This is a genomic window from Aminobacter sp. SR38, from assembly GCF_014843375.1.
Lineage (GTDB): Bacteria > Pseudomonadota > Alphaproteobacteria > Rhizobiales > Rhizobiaceae > Aminobacter > Aminobacter ciceronei.
Genome location: NZ_CP062113.1, coordinates 299,769 through 316,110 on the forward strand (window position 1 = coordinate 299,769; position 16,342 = coordinate 316,110).

6 protein-coding genes are annotated in these 16,342 nt (G+C 63.8%); all 6 read right to left on the reverse strand.

The annotated features are described in order from the left end of the window. Positions 1-5 precede the first annotated feature (5 nt). Positions 6-563: a GNAT family N-acetyltransferase gene (locus tag IG197_RS29350; RefSeq protein WP_192320073.1), complete on the reverse strand. Its 558-nt coding sequence runs from the start codon at positions 561-563 to the stop codon at positions 6-8. Beyond that, a complete protein-coding gene (locus IG197_RS29355) occupies positions 563-2,047 on the reverse strand; it encodes a hypothetical protein (protein ID WP_192320074.1) in 1,485 nt (494 codons plus the stop codon). Before IG197_RS29355 ends, IG197_RS29350 begins: the two co-directional genes overlap by 1 nt. Positions 2,048-2,076: 29 nt before the next feature. After that, on the reverse strand, positions 2,077-2,604 hold the full coding sequence (locus IG197_RS29360; protein ID WP_192320076.1) for a phage tail protein: 528 nt from the start codon (positions 2,602-2,604) through the stop codon (positions 2,077-2,079). A 9-nt stretch (positions 2,605-2,613) separates the two neighbouring features. Next, the gene (locus IG197_RS29365; protein WP_192320078.1) at positions 2,614-3,117 is read right to left on the reverse strand and encodes a phage tail protein; all 504 of its coding nucleotides are present in this window, start codon (positions 3,115-3,117) and stop codon (positions 2,614-2,616) included. A 12-nt stretch (positions 3,118-3,129) separates the two neighbouring features. Then, positions 3,130-3,648 carry a phage tail protein gene (locus IG197_RS29370; RefSeq protein ID WP_067968327.1) on the reverse strand — a complete coding sequence of 173 codons (519 nt, stop codon included), beginning with the start codon at positions 3,646-3,648 and terminating at the stop codon, positions 3,130-3,132. A 148-nt stretch (positions 3,649-3,796) separates the two neighbouring features. Next, positions 3,797-16,309, reverse strand: coding sequence for a hypothetical protein (locus IG197_RS29375; protein ID WP_246765437.1), 12,513 nt, complete (start codon positions 16,307-16,309; stop codon positions 3,797-3,799). Positions 16,310-16,342 lie beyond the last annotated feature (33 nt).

Consider the following 16,342-nt stretch of genomic DNA (forward strand, 5'->3'; position numbering starts at 1 on the left):
ACGCGTCATGACGGCTGCGAGCCGGGCGGAAACGCCGCCATCAGGTCGTAGACGCCCTTGTCTTCGACGACGGTGAAGCCCAGCCTGAGATAGAGCCGCTTCGCCGGATTGTTCTTTTCGACGTGGATCGAGGCGCGCTTGCCCGCCGCGAAAGCCTCGTCGAGCGCGTCGCCCAGCACGGCGGTGCCGTAGCCCTGGCCGCAGGCCTCGGGCACGAAAGCGACATCGACGATACGATGCTCATCCTGCCAGCGCGCGACATAGAGCCTGCCGATGGGACGGCCCGCGTGATCGATGACGAGCCGCTCGGCACCGGGATAATGCTTGATGTAGTGGTAGTGTTGAGCGGCAAACTGCTGTGCCAGGAACGATTGTTTCTGGCCCTCCGACCATCCCGTCGGCTCGAGCTCCTGCCATCGCGACGAGGCATACAGCGCCGACAGGAACGGCAGGTCCTGATCGCCAGCCGGCCGGAAACTCAGCCTGGCCTGGCGAGAACGACGCCAGGACGACAGACTTCCCGCCGAGACGGTCTCGGCCTTACCCCTCAGAATTGCAGTCATCAGACCGGCGGCGTCAGGTCACGCACCACCGAGAAGCGGCGGATGCCGCCGTCGGCCAGTTGATCCCAGTCGAGGTCCCATTCCGTGCTGTCAAACGCTGTCTGGCGCTTGGCCCACAGGCCGCCTCCGGCCGGAGATCTCGTCGCATGGCTGAACAGCATCAGCCGGCCATCCGCGTTGTAGTCGAGCTTGAATTCGACATTGCTGTCGGAACTGGAAAAATCGCGCCAGCCGGTCCAGTTCTGCGTGCGCGCGCTGTTCTGCGCATTGAACTGATGGACGAAACTGCGGTCGCTGCCGACAAGGACTATGTCGTTGTCGCCCTGGATGCCGCTGGCGAGCGTGTAGATGGGCGTGCGCGAGAAGCCCGGTGTCGCCCATGGCGTCCACGTATCCGATCCCGCCGGCTGCTGCCTGGTGTGGACCACCTGGCCATTGCTGGTCAGGCCGAAGAAATTGAGTCCGCCGCCGGGCCCCAGCACCGGTGACATTCCCACAAACGTGCCTGTCGTCGGCGTGTTCATCATCACCCAGGGCGTCCACTGGCCGACAGCGGTCGTGCGCGCCACCGATTGCTGGCAGCGGTAGAGATTGAGGCCCGAATTGATGCCGAAAAGGACGATGCGGCCATCGCCCTGACGCTTGGCTGATATGGCAACGACGCTGCCCGGTATCTGCTGCCAGTCGCTCCACGGCTTGTCAGGTGGTGCCAGCTCCTGGACGGTTATGGTGATCGGCTTGTCGGTGCCGGGCGGCGTGACGGTGACCGTCTTCTCCACGACCTTGGGCGGGTTCTCCCGTATCCACCAGATCTGGCCATTGGCGGTGACGACAAAGATCTCAATCAGACCGTCGGCATCCCGTGCCATCGACATGCTCTGATAGCCCGTTGCGCCCGGCACCGCGCCGATGTTGACCGGCGGGTTCCATTTTTCGATCGGCCCAACCTGGTTGGCGTCTTCGGTGATGAAGACGAGTTGCGGGCCGCCGGACGGCTGTGCCACCACTGCGACCCGGCCATCGCGCGTCAAGCCTGTCGCCATGATGGCGTAGGTGCCCGGCGCGACAGGCGACCAAGCCTTGGCCCAGGGGCCATTGGGACCGTTCTGCGCCTTCTGCACGAGCTCACTGTTGCCATCGATGGCGATGACCATCAGCCGTGACAGCTCGAAAAACTTCACGCCAGGCGGCAGGTGGCGCAAGGCCGGTCCACTCGACCGTTTCGCGCGCACGGCCAAGGCTTTGACGGGCGTTGTTGCTTTCGCCGTCGAGGCAGACGCCTTGGCAAGGGCCGTTTTCTTCGTGGCCGAAGCAAGCGCGGCTTTCGCCTTCGATGCGGGCGCCGACTTGGCCGCCGCCTTCTTCGCTACCGGCGTCGACGTTGCCTTTGCGGTTGGTGCCTTGGCTGCAACAGGCTTCTTGGCGGTTGCGTTCTTGCCGGCGCTATCACGCGCCGTCGACTTTGGAGCTGCTTTCTTGGCCATGATGTTGGTCCTGCGTGGCTCGAAATTCATTAGCCTCTGGGCGGGAAGACGCCCTGCAGCGCGATACAGAAATAGCAGGTGAGATAGGGCTGCAGATTGTTGTGTGCTGCGTCGCCACCGGCGGGTGCGAGAGCATTGGCATTCATGCTTGTCAGATTGGCTGAGACATTGGTCTGGTAAAGCTTGCCGCCAACCGAGGTGGCCACGGTAATGTCTGCCGTCAGCGAACCTTGCGTGCCATCCTCGTTTGTCGCCATCAAAGTATGCGAATGCGTCGGGATCTCGGATTCGAGCAGGGTCACCGTCTCTTCCCCGCCTGTTTCGCCGAGATCGTGCAGCGACAGCCCCGGTCCCTGGCCGGGGTGCATCGGCGTTCGTCCCTGCAGATCGGGCAGGGCGAAATTGGACTTGCCATTGCCGCCATAGGTCGTGCCAAGCAGCGAGAACAGGGCGGTGTTCTGCGACAGCGGCAACAACTGGCCGTCGCACCACGCCCACCCCCTGGGCGCGAAGTTGAAGGGAAAAATACGGATTTCGGCGACGAAGGGGTCGGCCATTGCTTCCTCTCAGGTCGGCGACGGGAAAATTCCAAAAAGCGAGATGATGAAATTGATGCAGAGATAGGGCTGGAAGTTGGTGTGCGGCTGGCTGCCGCCGACCGACCCCACCGCGGCTTGCGCCATAGCTACAGTCACCGTCTCCGGAGCGTAGGGTGTGATCACAGTCGAGCTGGCCAGGACGTTACCCTCGGGTGCCGGCTGAGCGCCATTGACTGTCGAGCCGAGCAAGGGATGGGAGTGCGCGGGTATCTGGCCGATGGTCAGCGTGATCTCCTCGGCGCCGCCGGTCTCGGCCAGGATAAATCCATTGCCCTGGTGCAGCGGCACCCGGCCGCGCAGATCGGGCAGCGCGAACGTGCTCTCACCGTCGCCGCCATAGGTCGTACCGATGAGGTTGAACAGCGTCTCGTTCTCGGAGATCGGCAGCAGCTGACCTTCGCAGAACATCCATCCCGCCGGCGCGAAATTGCCGGCAAACATGCGAACCTCGCCAACATAGGGCTGTGCCATGGCTTTGCCTCCTCAGGTCGGCGAAGGGAAGATGCCCTGGAGGGCGATACAGAAGCTGAGCGTCAGGAACGGCTGCATGTTGAGATGCGCCTGGCTGCCGCCGACGTTGCTGATGCTGCCGGCTTTCAAAGCCACCAAACTCTGCGCGCTCGCCGAGTAGGTGTTGCCCGGGTCCTTGGCAAACACCGTGCCGTTGGTGTTCTGCGGCCGCGGATTGACGGCGTCACCTTGCGAACTGGACCCGCTGAGAACATGGGTGTGAGTGGGTATTTCGGAAATCGACAGCGTATGCGCCGGCTCACCACCACGTTCACCCAGCGTATGGTTGGAGCCGACATGGATCGGCAGCCGACCGCGATAGTCCGGCAGGGCAAAATTCACCCGGCCATCGCCGCCGAACGTCGTGCCCAGAAGAGAAAACAATCCCTGGTTCTGGTTTATGGGAAGAAGTTGTCCATTGCACAATGCCCAGCCTCTGGGCGCAAACGCAAAGGACATGATGCGAATTTCCGATAGAAATGGTTCCGCCATGATCGCCCCTCAACCCATTTCAACCTAGAATCAAGAATTAGAACTGTCTACTGAAACAACTATCCTATCAACTACTGAAATTATATTTCAAGACAGCTTAGGCACTATTCACCCAATCCGGACCATCCGAGCAAGAGATGAATGCCGGTCAAGGCAGCGGTGGTGGCGCCGCCCCGAAGGTGATTGTCCCTCCAATGCTAAGATCCGCCAGGGTAAGCCCGTTCAGCGTTGCGAGATCAGCCGCGCTGAGCTGAACCAGATTGAACGTTCCACCAGCCAGCTGGCGAAGCCGGATCTCGGTCCCGTCGCCGGCTTGGCCAGCGACATTGGCAAACGTGTTGCCATGAATGGTCGCGTTCATGATGCCCGGGGCCGTGCTGTTGTTCTGCTGGATGGTGATGCCGCGACTGTTGTCTACATCGGAAATAATGTTGTTCCGGACCGTGACGTTCTGGGTGCGGGTAAACGCCTGGGTAGCGATGCCCTGGTTGACATTGATCGCCGCGAAATTGGCAAGTTCGCGCACTGTGTTATTTTCGATCAATACCGTAACCGCATTTGCAGTTGTGGTACTGCCCTCGTTCTGGACACGAATACCGAAGCCGAGATCGGCACCCGATCCTGTGACACCTGCCGTGCCGATGATGTTGTTGCGGAAGGTTCCGGTGACCGCTCCTGTGCTCGACGCACCAACAAAAAGATTGAGACCATGTGCACGATTGCCGGTGGCGGTGACGCCATTGATGTCGAAATCGAGATTGCCGCCATTTGCCGACGACACGCTCACGGCGACGTTGTTGTTGGTGAACGTGCCACCATTGACGTTGACCGTCATCAGTCCGCTGCTGCCGGAATGATCGGCATGAATAGCAGTCGCGGTAATGGTGACAGGGGGGATAGCGGCATTCCAATTGCCCGTGAAAGTGCCGCCATTGGTATTGAGCGTCATGTTGGCGCTGCCAACCGCCAGGAAGTTGACCAGGTTGCCATGCGGAGAGACACCGTTGCCGTTGATAGGCAACCCGTCGCTGGATATCGTGTTGTTGGTCAGGCGGAAATCGCTAAGTGTGCCCGCGGTATTCGTGATCTGTACTTCAAACTCATTGTTGTTGCTGATCAGCGAGTCGATAATCCCGGTAGCGTTCGCGCCACCAAATGCGGTGCCGGTCAACTCGTAGACATTGATGCCGGATTCGTCGGTCCCAGCGTCGTTGCCGTTGCCGCTGATGTTGAACCGCTCGATCAGCAGCCCGTTGATCGTGGAACCACCGATGCCGCTGCCAAGGTTGTTGGTGATGTTCATCCGGGCGAGCCGCACCTGCGCGGTATTGTTCAGGCTGATGCCGTCTCCGCTCGAATTCTGGACGATACCGCCTGAGCCGTTGTTGCTGCCGCCGCCGTCGCCGGTCACCGTCAAGCCGCCAAGAGCACCCGTGGTGTTGAGCACGATGCCGTTGGCGGCACCGTTGGACGAAATGCTGCGGAAGGTCAGGTCATTTGCGCCGATGGTCGTGCTGGTGACGGTGAGCGCCGTGCCGGTCGTCGAGGCGATCGTGTTGTTCGAGCCCTGGACGCTGATCGTGCCGCCGCCCGTGGCGCTGAAACCGGCGCCTGACGTCGTGGAGATGGCCAACCCGCCACCGGTGAAATTGATGGTCGTGCCGGTGTTGCTGGCGAGGCTGACTGCCGTGTTTGCGCCCGTCGTCAGGGTCTTGGTCGAACCTGAGAAGTTGATCGTGCCACCGCTGTTGCCGGTGACCGAGATGCCATTGGCCACACCGCCCGTCGCGCTAAGGCTGCCGGACAGGGTCAGCGTGCCGCCGGTGCGGCCGGCGATGCTGACGACGTTGCCGGCCGTCGTCTTGGCGATGGTGCCGGCATAGTCGACATTGGCAGATCCGCCGCCGACGAGGAACGCCACTCCCCCAGCTCCGGACAGCGTGCCCGTGCCCAGATTGACCGTGCCGGTGACGTTGGTCAGGCCGACATTGTTGGTGCCGCCGGTCGAGGTGACCGTGGTAAAGGTGGCGGTGGCGGCGACGCCGCTGAGCGACACGGCCTGCGCCGAGGTGGCGGTGATCGTGCCGGTGGTGACATTGACCGTGCCGCCATTGCTGACCGAGAAGCCGGTCGTGCCGCTGGAGACGACGTCGAGGTTGGCGAAGGTCACCGTGGAGGCCTGGCCATTGTTGTTGATGGCAACGGCAGTGCCGGTCATGGCGGTCGTGGTGCCGAGGTCGACGGTTCCGGTGAAGCTCACCGCGCTTGCCGCCGTGGCGCCCGAGACGCTGATGCCGCTTGCCGCGCCATTTGCCACGACCGAGCCAGCGAAGCTGAAGCTGCCGCCGGTGCGGTTGGCGATCGTCACCGCCGTGCCCGAGCTGTTGGCGATGGAGCTTGCGGCATCGAAGCTGATCGCGGCATTGCCGCCGGTTATGGCAAGGGCGTTGGCGCCGCCGATGTCGACGTCGGTGGCGGTGATCGTGCCGGCCGGGCCGGAGACGCCGCCGAAGGAGATGCCGCCGGTACCAGCGCCGGTGATCGAGATGTTGCCGAGCGTCGTCGTGCCGCTGGCGTTGCGGATGTCGAGCGCGATGCCTGTCGCGCCGCTACTTGTCACATTTGTGATGGTGGTGTTCGAGGCGTTGAGGATCGCGTCGGACCCGTTGTCCGAGAACACGACGTTGTTGATCGTCGTGCTGGACGAAGGCGTGATCTCGATACCAGCGGTCAGGAAGTTCCTGATCGTCATGTTCGAGATCGTGGTGCCGGAAGCACCAGCGCCGTTGTCCTTGATGCCGCGGAAGGCTCCCGACGGGCTGCCGTCGAGGATGAAGCCGTCGATGAAGTTGCCGCTGGCGCCCAGCGTTATGACATTGCTGCCGGCGCTGCTGGTCAGCGTCGCGGCACCGCTGCCGACCGCCGCGATGGAGATCGTGTTGCTGGCGAGCTGGATCGTGCTCGGCACCGTCATCGCGAGGTTGATCGCGCCATTGCCGAAGCCGCGCACCTGCGTGCCGGCAGCCAAGTTGAGCGTGTTGTCGGCGTTGGTGCCGGCAGCCGTGATGACGCTACCGTTGTTGATCAGGACGATGATGTCGTTAACGCCCGCGACCGCCTCGGCCTCTGCCAGCGTCATCGGGTTGGCGCCGTCGATGCCCGACCCGTTGCCGCCGCCGATGGCGCCGTCCGAATCCACGAAATAGACCTTGCCGATGCCGAAGCCGAGGCCAGGGCTCGCCTGGAAGTCGACGTCCTGGAAGTTGTAGCTGCCGGCGACCGGCGCGCTGCTGGCGTCGATCGCCACATTGGCGCCGATCGTCGACAGCTTGTCGGTGGCAGACTCGCCGTCGCCATAGGTGAAGGCAAGGTTGGTCGAGCTGTTGAGGTAGATACCGGTATTGACGCCTGCAATGCTCGAGCTGTTGCCGCCGACGACGGCATCGCCGAGCCGCACGGTCTGGCCGCCTATGGCACCGCGCAGGTCGACGCCGATCGAGGTGCCCGCCGCGCCCGAATTGGTCACGTCGAAGTCGTTGGCCGTGACAGCGGCGTTGATGGTGGCGCCATTGAGGTCGAAGGCAACCGCCGAGCCGTTCAGGCCGATGTCCAGGTCGTTGAAGGAGACCGCAGCCCCCAGCGTGCCGGAGATGTCGACACCACGGACGGTGATGCCCTGGAGGTTGACGGTGCCCAGCGCGATGGCGCCACCGCCGCTCGAACCTACATTGTTCAGCACAATGCCCGTGGCCGCGCCGTTCGCCGAAACCGTCGCAAAATTCAGGCCTGCCGCGCCGACGGTGGCGCCGTCGAGGCGCAGAGCCGTGCCAGTCGTCGTGGTGATCGTGTTTGCGTTGACGCCGGTGCCGACACTGATGGTGCCGCCGCCGCTGGCGCTGAAGCCGCTGCCGCTGGTGGCACTGATCGCCAGCCCGCCATTGCTGAAATTGATCGTCGCGCCGGTGTTGTTGGTCAGGTTGACGGCGTTCGCGATGCCAGAGGTCAGGGTCTTCGTCGCGCCCGAGAAGTCGATGGTACCGCCGGTGTTGGCATTTACGACGATGCCAGCCGCATTCAGATTGCCCGACAGCGTAACCGTGCCCGACGTGACGCCCTGGACATTGGCCGCCAGACCGCTCGTCGAGGCGATCGCCGAATTGATGTCGACGGCAACTGCACCGGCGCCGCCGGTGACGGCAACGCCCGTGCCGGAGCCGGTGTTAACAGTGTTGCCGGCGCCGGAGACGGTGACGCTCGCGGTGCCGCCGGTGCCGTTGACACTGATGCCGGTGCCCGTCGTGGTGTCGATGTCGAGGCCGCCATTGATGAAGCTGACCGCCGTCGGCGAGAACACACGCACGGCGTTGAAGGTGCCAGTGTTGAGGGTCTTCTGCGTGCCGGAGAAGACGACGCTGCCGCCGCTGCCGCCATTGACCTCGACGCCGCGCAGCGCCTGGGTGATGTTGCCTGAGAGGGTGACGGTTCCACCCGAACGACCGGTGATCGACGCACCGAGACCGACGCTGGAGATAGAGGCGGCGCTGCTGATCGTGCCGTTGCCGCCGACCGCCAGGAACGCGGTGCCGGTCGAGGTCGTGGTGGCCAAGCTGCTCGACGCATGCTGGATCGAGAAGGCGAGGTTGCCTGTCGTGTCGCTGAGATCGACAGCGTTCAGGCCGGTCGTCACGTTCAACGGGCCGATGAAATCGACGGTCAGACTGGCGCCCGTGTTCCTGATGTAGACACCGTTGTCGTCGTTGCCGCCGGTGATGGTGGTGGTTCCGGCGAAGGTGTAAGTGCCCGTGCTGGCCCCACCGATGCTGATGCCGAAGGCGGTTCCGACCGTGGCGGCATCCGGTGACAGGGTCACCGTCCCGCCGAAGCGGACGGCGCCGGAGCCGGCATTGATGTCAATGCCGCCACCGCTGAGATAGCCGCTGGCGCTGACATTGTTGAACTCGGCCGCGCCGGCAGCACCGTTGCTGAAGTTGGCGCCGTTGATGACCAGCGCACGCCCATTCGTCGTGGCGATGTTTCTGGTCGCAGCACCCGACAGCACGACATTGCCGTAGGCGGCATTGAAGCCGACCCCAGCATTGTTCTGGATGTCGAGACCACCGGCGAAAGTCAGCGTATCGGTACTGCCGGCGGAGCGCTGCCACTTGACGCCGCCCTGGCCGGCATTGGTGATCCCGACGGTCCCGGCGAAGGTCACCGAAACGCCGTTGGTGACGTTGTCGAGCTGGATCGCGTTGACTGTGGTATTGGCGATGGTGACCGGACCGTTGAACTGGATCGTCGGCGAGGCGATCAGGTTAAGCAGCTTGATGCCATTCTGGCCGCCGGTCACATTGATCGAACCGAACTGTGCCGAGCCCGCAGCACCATTGGTGAGCGCAACATTCGAGACGTCCAGTGCCGGACCATTGACATTGAACGCGTTGCTGGCGCTGGCGAAGAACAGCTCGCCGCCAGTGGCTGCCGCGCTGTTGGCGGAGATGCCGCCGACACCGTTCGTGCCGGTGAGGCTGGTGGCGCCGGAGAAGCCAATCTTGTTGGTGCTGTTGACCAGCAGATACGCGCCGTTGAAGAAGCTGCCGGCCGTTCCGCCGCCCGCGATGTCGACCGTCGCCGTGCCGAAATCAAGCGTGCTTCCGGAACCGTCGAGAGCGTTGGCGTAGATGCCGAGTGCGACATTGCCGCCAAAGAGCACGTTCGATGCCTGCTGGACGGCAATGTTCGTCGTGTCGAACTTCAGATTGCCGGAGATCGTATCGTCCAGCAAAAGACCAAAGCCGCCAACACGGTTGGCCGCAGTGCCGGCGACGAAGGCACCGCCATCGACCTGGTCGATGCCGGCGGTCGCCGCGTTGGCGTCAAAGACCACGCCCCCAAGAATGAAGCCGCCGACTTCGCCATTGTTGCCCAGCAGCGTGACGTCGGAGAAGGCACTGACCTTCAGGACTCCCGCCCCCACCGCACCATCGACGACGCCGATGTTGCCGCCGGTCGCCGACAGGATCAGGTCCGACAGCGCGATCTCGCCATTGGCAACACCGTCGGTCAGCGACAGCGCGCCACCACCGCCACCAGCGATCATGGCGCGGCTGAGCATCAACTTGGTGATGTCGCTGCCCTGGATGCCGATGCCTGAGGCACCGGTGGTGGCGATAATGACGTTGTCGATGCTCGCCGTGCCGGTGAAGCTGATCGTGTTGCCGTTGGCGGTGGTCAACGTCGGCAGCACGGTGTCGATGCCGCTGGGTGCATCGATGATCGTCGACGAGCTGATGCCGCTGAAGCTGAAGGCATTGCCAAGGCCACCGCCGACGGCGCCGAGCGGCGCCGTGTCGATGGATTCGCCTGCCTTAAGTCCGATCAACACCTGGCCATCGGCCAGGTTGAAGGTGTTGTTGCCGGCACCGACCTGCTGCGCCAGCATCATGTCGATGAAGTCGCTGGTGCCGTTTACCGACGTGTCGATGAAGACGATGACGTCGGCGCCCGAGGCTTCCGCGCCCTCGATAGATCCCGGATTTGCTGCCGTGCCGTTGCCGGTGCCGTTCTGGTCGACGTAATAGACCGTCGGCCCTTGCGCCTCCGAGATATCGCCGACGAAACCGCCATTGGCGCCGTCGACGTCCTTGAAATTGTAAGTTCCGGCGACGGGGAAGGCGCCAGTCGAGGCCATGATGTCGACGGCCTTCACCGTCGACAGCTTGTCGACTGTCCCCTCGCCATCGCCATAAATGAAGTTGACGGCCGTCGTGCTGGTGAATTGAAAGCCGATCGCCGGTCCGTTCCCGCTGCCGCCGATGGTGGCAGCGGTCGTGTTGCCGGGCGCGCCCGCGTCGCCGAGCTGGATGGTACCCGTGCCGGTGGTGTTGGACAAATCCACTGCCGTCGTGCCGAGCGAACTGTCGCTGGTCAGGTCGAAGTCAGTGGCGGTGAAGGTCCCGTTCATCACCGCATTGGCGAAGCTGATGCCGGTAGCACCATTGCCGGACATGGCGATGCCGAGGCTGGCGAAGGACACCGTACCCGCATTGGTCCCGGACACGCTGACACCGGTCTGGCCCAGCCCTACATTGGTCACACTGGTAGCGCCGAATGCAACGGTGCCGGTGTTGTTGCCGAGACCGATGCCGGTCGCGGCGTCACTGACCGTGACGGAACCGAAAGTGGCGCTGCCGGCGACATTGGTCACCAGCAAGCCGGTCCCGGTTGTGTTGGAAATCGACAGCGGCGCGCTGGCGTTGAAGGTCGCGCCGGCGCCGAGCCCGGCAATCGTCACCGTTCCGCCGCCGCTCGCGGTCAGCGCCGAACCGGTGAAGCTGATCGTGCCGCCGGTCGGCGCAGTCGTCGCGCCGATGGTCAACAGGTTGCCGAAGCTGGTCGAGGTGACAGGACCGGTGAACGCAACCGAGCCGCCTGTGATGCCGTCGATCTTGACGGCATTGCCCCCCAGGACGGCCGAGCTCGAGATCGATGCTCCGATGGTGATCACAGCGCTGCCGCCCGAAACGACGACGCCGTCGCCGGAGCCGCCATTGGTGATGGTACCGCCGATCGAGATCGTACCGGTGTTGTTGGTCAGGCTGACGTCGGCGCCGGCGACATTGGACGTGACCAGGTTGTTGACGTTGATGGTGGCGGCACTGCCCTGGACGGCGAAGCCCGGACCCGTTCCGCCAACCATTGCGATGGTGGTCGTACCACCAAAGGTATAGGTGCCGCTCTGAACATTTGTCAGCCGGATGGCATCGCCCATGGCACGGCTGATGTTGACGGTACCGAAGGTGACGTTGCCGCCGCTGGTGTTCTCGATGAGGATGCCGGTCGGCACTGTGCCACCGGAGCCGTCGACGGTCACGCTGGCGAAACTGATTCCGCCAGTGCCAATCGTCAGGCCGGTGCCGCCGAGCTGGATGCCGCGTTCCGTCACGCCGGCGCCGGTGCTGATGGTGTTGCCGGCCGCCGTCACCGACACCGTGCCGCCATCGATGGCCCTGAAACCGAAGCCGCCATCCGTGGTCAGGCTGAGGGCACCAGTGAAATTGATCGTGCCGCCGGCATTGCTGGTGAGGTCGATGGCATTGGCCACGCCGGTACTGGCGGTGATTGCACCTCCGAATGTCGCGCTGCCTCCGGTCATGGAGCTGACGCGCACAGCGCTTGCCGCGCTGCTGTGGTTGATGGTGCCGTCATAGGTCAGGTCGGGCGTCGAGCTATCGATGTTGAACGCCATGCCCGCACTGTTGGCAATCGAGCTCGCCGCGTCGAAGCTCATCGTGCCGGTGGAGCCGCCGGCGATGTTGATGCCGGTGAATGCGCCCGAAATGTCGAGATTGGCGAAGGTCGCCGTGCCGCTGTAATTGTTGAACGACAGCGCGGTGCCACTGACGCTGCCGATCGTATTGGCGCCGGTGACGGTAACGGTGGCAGCCGTGTTGGCCAGCAGGATGCCGGTCTGGGCGGACTGGATGGCAAGATTCTGCACGCCGATCGCGCCGGCAGCACCGGTCAGGTCGAGTCCGGTAACAGCGCTGGCGATCGTGACGCCGGCAACATTGAGGCCCGAGATGCTCGTCCCGTCGATGGCAGCACCCGAGCCGCCATTGCTGACAGTGAGGTTCTGGACGAGGTTGCCATTGGCGAGGTTGATGGCGCTGCCGGCAGCGTTGTTGAGAACCGCGCCACCATGGCCGAAGGGATCCACCTGGGTCGCGCCGGTGACGACATTGGCGCCGGTGACGTTGGCAGGCGGCGCTCCCAGGTCGACCGTCGCGCCATTGGCAAAGGACACCACCGACTGGCCGTTGGCAAGCGTGAAGCCATCGGCGTCAGTGTTGATGAGATCGAGTGCCGAAGACTTGACGAAGACAAAGATCGTGTTGGCGTCAGTGGTCAGGTCGTCGGCGGCGGCGGCGTTGATGAGGTCGTTGACGCTCGAACCGGTGCCCGAACCGGTGTTGGACGATCCGACGAAAATCAGATTGGCCGTGTCGAACAGTTGCGGACCGACCAGAGCGGTCGTGCCAAAGGCATAGGTGCCACTGCCGGCCAGAAGCCCGCGCATATCGAGCGAGGCGACAGAGCCGGTGATCGAGCCGCCGCCAAACGAGAAAGTGATGTTCGCAGTCGCGCCGATCGCCCCATTGGGGCCCATCTGGACACCGGTGCCGACGCCCGAAATAACGCCGCTGCCGATCGTGACGGTGCCGCCCGAGGTGCCGGAGAGGTCGATACCCGTCGAGGTGCCGCCGGTTCCGGCAATGTCGAGCGTCGTTGCCGTGAAGGTCGAGCTGCTGCCCGACAGGTCGAGCCCTGTTCCGGTAGCCGAGACGCCGGTAACGTCGATGTTCTGGAAACTGATCGTTCCGTTGACGCCCTGGACGTCGATGCCATTGGCGCTTGGCTGGCTGATCGCCACGTCGGCGAAGCTGACTGCGCCCGAGTTGCCGTCGAGCAGGATGCCGCTTCCGCCGGCATTGCTGATCGTGACTGCGCCCGCGAAGCCGACCGTCGCCGAGCTGCTGACGATCGAGATACCGTGGCTGGTGGTGTTGGAAATCGTCGTCGTGCCGGAAACGGCGAAGCTTCCGGAAACGCCGTTGAGGTTGATGCCGGTCGCGCCACCGGTCTGGCTCAGGCTGCTCAGCGTGACATCGAGGCCGAGGCCTGTGGCGTCGAAACCGGAAGATGCGTTGCCGGAGATGGTTCCGCCGTCGATCGTCAGCAGACCCGCCGACGAGCCGGTGGCAACGACGCCGCTGGAGCCGTTGCCCGTCGCGTTGAGCGTGTCGAAACTGTAGCTGCCGGAGCCACTGCCGATCAGCAGTCCACTACCCGTATTGCCGGTAAGCGTGGTCGTGCCGGTAAAGGCGTAGGTGCCACCACCCTGGAGCGAGAGACCGGCACCGCCATTGCCCGACGACGTCAGGTTGGAACCCGTGACACTGCTGGCACCCGCGAGCAGTACACCATTGAGGCCGGCACCCGAAATCGTCAGCCCCGTCAGTGCGACGTTGGTGACGTTGTTGCCATAGATGCCGTTGCCGCCGCCTGCATTGGACAAGTTGAAGTCGAGCAGCGACGTGTTGTTGGCCAATGTGACCGTGTCGCCGCCACCGGTGTTTGTCAGCATCGCGGCGCCGCCGGCGTCCGATATGGTGGTGCTGTGCTGGACGTTGGCGCCGGTCACGTTGATCGGCACGCCGCCGAGCGAGAACTGTCGTCCGTTGCCGAAGGAAGCAAGCGTCTGGCCGGCACTGAGCGAGAAGCCGTCGGCGTCGTTGATGTCCGTGCCACGATTGACCAGCACGAAGATCGCCGTGCCGTCGGTGTTGGCATCGGCGGTGGCGATCGAGGCCAGGTCCAGCAGCGACGAGCCTGTGCCCGAACCGGTGGCCGAGGCGCCGACGAAGATCAGATTCTGGGCGTCGAAGAGCTGCGGCCCTACGAAGGTCGTCGATCCAAAGGCATAGCTACCGAGCGTCTGGTTGAGGCCGCGCGCGTCGAGCGACGCAGTGACGCCCGAGATCGAGCCGCCGCCGAATGTGAACTGGGCATTTGCAGAATTGACCAGCGAGCCGGAGATGCCGAGGCGGACGCCGGTGCCGACATTGGCAATGACGCCGCCATTGGTGATGACGATCGTCGAGCCGCCGACGGTCTGGGCCAGATCGATGCCGATCGATCCGGCGCCGGTACCTGTGATGTCGACCGACTGGGCGGTGAAATTCGTCTTGCTGCCGGAGAAATCGAGACCGGTGCCGAGGCCCAGACCCGAAATGACGATGTTGCCGGTAACGACAGTGGCATTGACGCCGGCAAAGGAGATGCCGTCGCCTCCCGGATTGGTGATGCTGATGTCGCCGAAACGGATCGACGCCGGCGAATTGACGATGTCGATCGCCGGGCCAGACGTGTTCGAGATCGTCGTCTGGCCGGTGACGGTGAAGCTGCCGGCGAGGTTGTCGAGCACCACGCCCGACGTGCCGCCGATATGGCTGATCGAATTCAGGGTCACATGGGCCGTGATCGGGTCGATGAAGACGGCGATGCCGCCATTGCCCGAAACGGTGCCGCCTGTGGTTGTGAAGCTGCCCGCAACGGAGGTGCCGGCGACGTAGATGCCGGCGTCCGCATTGTCCTGCGCATTCAGGATGGCGAAGCTGTAGGTGCCCTGGCCTGATATATCCAGGCCATCGTCGCCATTGTCCTGCAGCAGCGTGGTGCCGGTGAAATTGTAGGTGCCGTTGCCTACGATGTGCAGGCCATCGAGGCCATTGCCGGTCGAGGTGAAGTTGGAACCCTTGATGCCGGTCGACGTGCCGGTGAAGTTGGCGCCATGGCCGCCGGCGCCGCTCACGGTCACGCTGGTCAGGGTGGCGCCGTTGACGTTGTTGCCGAAGATGCCGTCGGCACCGCCTGTGATGGTGATGCCCCGGAGCGTGTTGCCGTTGCCGAGCGTAATGACGTTGTTGCCGGCGTTTGTGCCGGCAATAGTGCCGTTGCTGCCGCCGAGATTGTAGGAACCGGTGCCGCCGCCGAACAGCTGGGCGGTGACGCTCTCACCACCGCCGATGACCGTCTGGCCGTTGGCCAGTGTCACGCCCGCCGTCAGCAGGTTGCCGCTGCCGCCAAGCACGACGACAAAACCGTTGGCGCCCGCATCAGTGACGGCGTCATCCAGGGTCGTCGGATCGCCTAACGTACCGAGGCCGAGCGTGTTGGCGCCGTCGGCGAAGAAGAATTTGCCGAACGCCGTGCCCGTGGCGGCGTTTATCGCCACCCGCGTCGACGAGCCGACGAGCTTTTCGCCACCCTCGATACGGACACCGATGTCACCGCGGACGCGCTCGTTGACCCGCTTGCGCAAGCCTTCGCTGACCGCATGGACCGGCTCCGGTCCCTCGGCGTCACCCTGGGCCTCGCCCCCCGGATTGAACGGGATCGTCAGCCTGACGCTGCCGGCGAACTGCGTATCGTCGCGATTGTCGTTGCGCACCTCGCCGGCGAAGGCGAGGGACGCGCCGCTGCCGAAGACGTCGCCGATCTGATATTCGAAGCCGGCCTTGCCGCCGGTGATGCTATCGTCATCGCCGTCGGGGTCGCCGAAATGGTAGGCGCCGATGGAGAGCCGAAGCGCATGGTTCTCGGGCAGCTCGACCGGCACCTGCGCGCCGATCTCACCCTCGATGCCCCATGCGGCATAATTGCGCCGGTCGATGACCGATATCTGCTCGAGCAGTTGGTTGCCGACCATCGACAGACTGGAGCTGGTCGATTGTTCTGCCCGGTCTCCGCTGATCGGCAGGAAGACGTTCACATGCGCGTCGAAATTGGTCGTGATCGCTTCGAGACCCAGCGTGGCGCCGGTGAACTGGTGTCCGTCCTGTCGCTGGGTGTTGATGTAGGCATAGCCGCCAAGCATCAGGTCCGGATTGACGATCCGGCGGATGCCGATGCCGAAGTCCTGGCCAAAACCGTCCTCGAAGTCGTGCTTGGCCCTGACATCGAGGAACAGGACCGATTCGGCTGTCTGCTTGAGCGGAACGAAACCTTCGAGCGCCGCGGTGGCGCCGTCATTGTTGGCGCCGATGATGGCGCGCACTTGCGGCTGCCACAGCCCGCCTTCCTCGGCAAAGGCCGCCATGCCCGACAAGGCCAACGCGATCGTTGAAAGGGC